The 3,174-nt window shown below is 66.3% G+C and carries 2 protein-coding genes; one reads left to right on the forward strand and one right to left on the reverse strand.

Features of this window, described 5'->3' with window-relative positions; all coding sequences use genetic code 11:
• On the reverse strand, positions 1–2,270 hold a 2,270-nt coding region (locus tag ACIQ3R_RS16735; RefSeq protein ID WP_397419989.1), incomplete at its 3' end, for a DNA methyltransferase.
• 193 nt (positions 2,271–2,463) lie between these two features.
• Here ACIQ3R_RS16735 and ACIQ3R_RS16740 point away from each other — a divergent pair.
• Positions 2,464–3,174: hypothetical protein (locus ACIQ3R_RS16740; RefSeq protein ID WP_397419990.1), on the forward strand; the 711-nt coding region annotated here is incomplete at its 3' end.

A 3,174-nucleotide genomic window follows, 5' to 3' on the forward strand; every position in this document is an offset into this window, starting at 1 on the left:
TCCGGCGAACCCATCTCCAGATATTCCAGGTCCGCTTGCGAGATCACGAACCCTTGGCCCGCAAGCATCATCCCGTTGCAGGCCACACCCTCGTTAGCGAGGAGTTGGCCGACCGCAGCCACGTCAGCACCAACCGATATGTCCGCATGAACCTTTCCCTGCGTGACTCGAAACTCGATGTGCGGCTCGTCGGAATCCAAGTCCCGCTCAGAGACTGTCTCGTAGAGCCGTCCATCCAGACGTCCCAGCTCCGCGACGGTCATTGCAATACGCACGGCCGCAGCGTCTGAGGAGCCCTTAGTCCAAGGATGATCCGGAATTGCATAGACGATGCTCAAGGGTGATTTTGCCTTGAGATGGCGTTCGACGGTCCGGCGGTTGAACACGCCAGTCAGCGAGTTGGTAGTCACCAAGCCGAACCTGCGAAGCGGCGTACGGCTTCGCGTCAGGATGTCTGCGGAACGATCCCACCAATACATGACAAAATCGGTGCTCTGATCGATCCAATCATGCGCGGCCCACAATGACTCCACGTACGCGTCGCCTAGCGGCCCGCGCATTGCCGCGCCCTTTCCAAGGAACGGCGGGTTCCCCACGATGAACTCCGCCTCGGGCCACTCCGGCCGCCGCGGGTTCGGGTAGGCCTCGACCCGCTTGCCGTCGACTTCCACCACCGCCGGCACGGGATAGCCGTCCCACGTCAGCACCGCGTCGTAGCCTTCGCGGCGGCCGAAGTTGATGTTGTTGAAGGCCCGCAGGATCGGCTCGGCGGGGTGGCTTTCCTGGTTGCGGTAGTGCCACTGGAGATAGCCGATCCAGATCACCAGCTCGGCGATGGCGGCGGCGCGGGGGTTCAGCTCCAGGCCCAGGAACTGGTGAGGATCAACGGTCTCGCCCGCCATGGCGAGGCGGGCCTGTTCTTCGCCCAGGTCCGTGAGCGTCTGGAGGACTTCGCCCTCAAGCTGCTTCATCATCTCGAGCGAAACGTAAAGGAAGTTACCGGTGCCGCAGGCGGGGTCCAGCACGCGGGTGGTGCATAGCCTGTGGTGGAAGTCGCGGACCAGCGCGATGGCCTGTTTTTCGTCGCCCTCGTCGCGCGCCTGCTGCGCCTTGGTGAGCGCGGCTTCCCAGTCTTCGCGAAGGGGTTCCATGACCGTGACGCCCACCAGCCGCTGGACGTAGGATCGGGGCGTGTAGTGGGCGCCCAGTTTGCGGCGCTCGTCCTTGTCCAGCGCCTGTTCCAGCAGGGTCCCGAAGATAGCGGGATCGACCTGTCGCCAGTCGGCCTTGGCCGCCGCCCACAACTCGCCGATCTCCTCGCGGCCCAGCTCGAAGACCGTGGTGTCCTTGAACAGACCGCCGTTGAAGTGGCGCACGCGCGCCTCGATCACATGGCTGAACTCTTCACCCGTCTCCATCTGGCCCCAAAGCGCCTTGAGCCGATGCGGGAAGTGGCTGGGGTCCTCGACGCTCTTCGCCAGCAGCGCGCCGAACGAGCCGCGCGGCAGGAGGTCGGTATCCTCGGCGAACATCGTGAACAGGCAGCGCATCAGGAAGTGCGCCACGTCCTCGGGGTTGCAGCCTCGGCCCTCCAGCGCCTTGCTCACCTCTGCAAGGCGTCTGGCGATCTCGCGGGTGACGCGGGCCGAGGTCTTGGTGGGGTCCAGAGACTGCGGATCGGTCCAGAGGGTGGCGAGGCGCTTGCGGACCTCGGGGTCGCGCAGGTCGTCCATGAAGATGCGGAAGCCGTTGCGGTCCGGGAACTGGTTGTAGGCGCGCCCGGTGCCCGAGAAGTCGGCGAACACCTCCAGGCAGTGGCCCACGTCGCAGGTCAGGATGAACGGCGGCGCCGGATGGTCGGCGTCGAGCAGGAAGACATAACCCTCGGCCTGCTTGCGCGCGTTCTGCATCATCACGTCCCAGGACGCGCCCCGGTTGCGCCGCCCCAGGGTTTCGGGCTCGGCCAGAGGCAAGGTCTGCGGGTTGGGGATGGCGTTCTTGGCGCCGGGAAGCCGTGACTGCTTGGCCTCCAGGATGAAGGCGTTCTTCTTGTAGAGATCGATGCGCTTTGGGGCGGTGGAATCCTCGCTGCCGCGCGGCTTCACCGCTCGCTCAAAGACATAATCATTACGGGCCGTCTCACCGCCGGCCGGGTCGGGCCGAGATACACCCAGCACGTCGCAAAGCTCGGACAGAAACATCTGATAGTTGGCGCGCTCCGCGCCGCCCTCGCGCGCCGTCCAACGCCGGATGAAATCGTCAACGTCCACGCAATCGACCCCTCCGCTGCACCCTAGGCGAGTGTGGCCGGCGCAAGCAATGTCTCCGCGCCTCTCCCACCTGTTGGGCTTTTCGTGAGTCCCGACAGTTCCGCGAGTTCTGTGTGTTCCGTGGTTCCTCCGCCCAACCCCACAAGTTCCTCCTTTGTTCTTTACAAGCCCACCCCTCCACGCTACCCTTGCGGTGATCGCGCTGCGTCTCGTCGCGCCCGGTTCTCACCCCATCCCAAGATTTTCCAAAGGACGTCCCCCCTTGGCAAATTCCGCCGCCGTCTCCCCTCGGAGCGACCCCGAAAACCCCCGTTCCTATGTCCGGTATGCGGAAAATCTCGGCCGCCGGATCGCGGAGCGCATCGCCGCCGGCGAAACGCTGTCGGCCATCTGTGAAGACCCCGACATGCCCACGCGTCCCACCCTGCGCGCCTGGGCCCGCAAGCACCCCGCGTTCGCGGAGGCCCTGGCCCGAGCCAAGGCCCGGGCGCACCGCCCGATCCAGGGCGGCCCGATGGGCTACGGGCCGGAAACGGCCGACGAGATCCTCACCCGTGTGGCCGAGGGCGAGACCCTGGTCGCCATCGCCGCCGAGCCGGACATGCCGGCGCTCTCCACCATCCTGGCCTGGGCCGCCGACAACCGCCGCTTCCGGGATGCGCTTACCCAGGCCCGCGAAGCCCAGGCCGAGCGCCTGACCGAGGAAGGCTGGCGCATGGCGCTGGCCGGGTCGCCGGAAACCGCCCGCCTGCTGGAGGTCCAGCTTCGCCAGCTCCGTTGGATGACCGGCGTCCGCGCGCCGCGCACCCACCGGCTGAAACCCGGCGATCCGCCGCCCGCCCCGGACGCCAACCGCCCCACCAACGTCGCGTTCAAGCTCTTCAAGACCGAGTACGATCCTGAG

This window comes from Phenylobacterium sp. (assembly GCF_044371015.1).
In the GTDB taxonomy this organism is placed as follows: Bacteria; Pseudomonadota; Alphaproteobacteria; order Caulobacterales; family Caulobacteraceae; genus Phenylobacterium.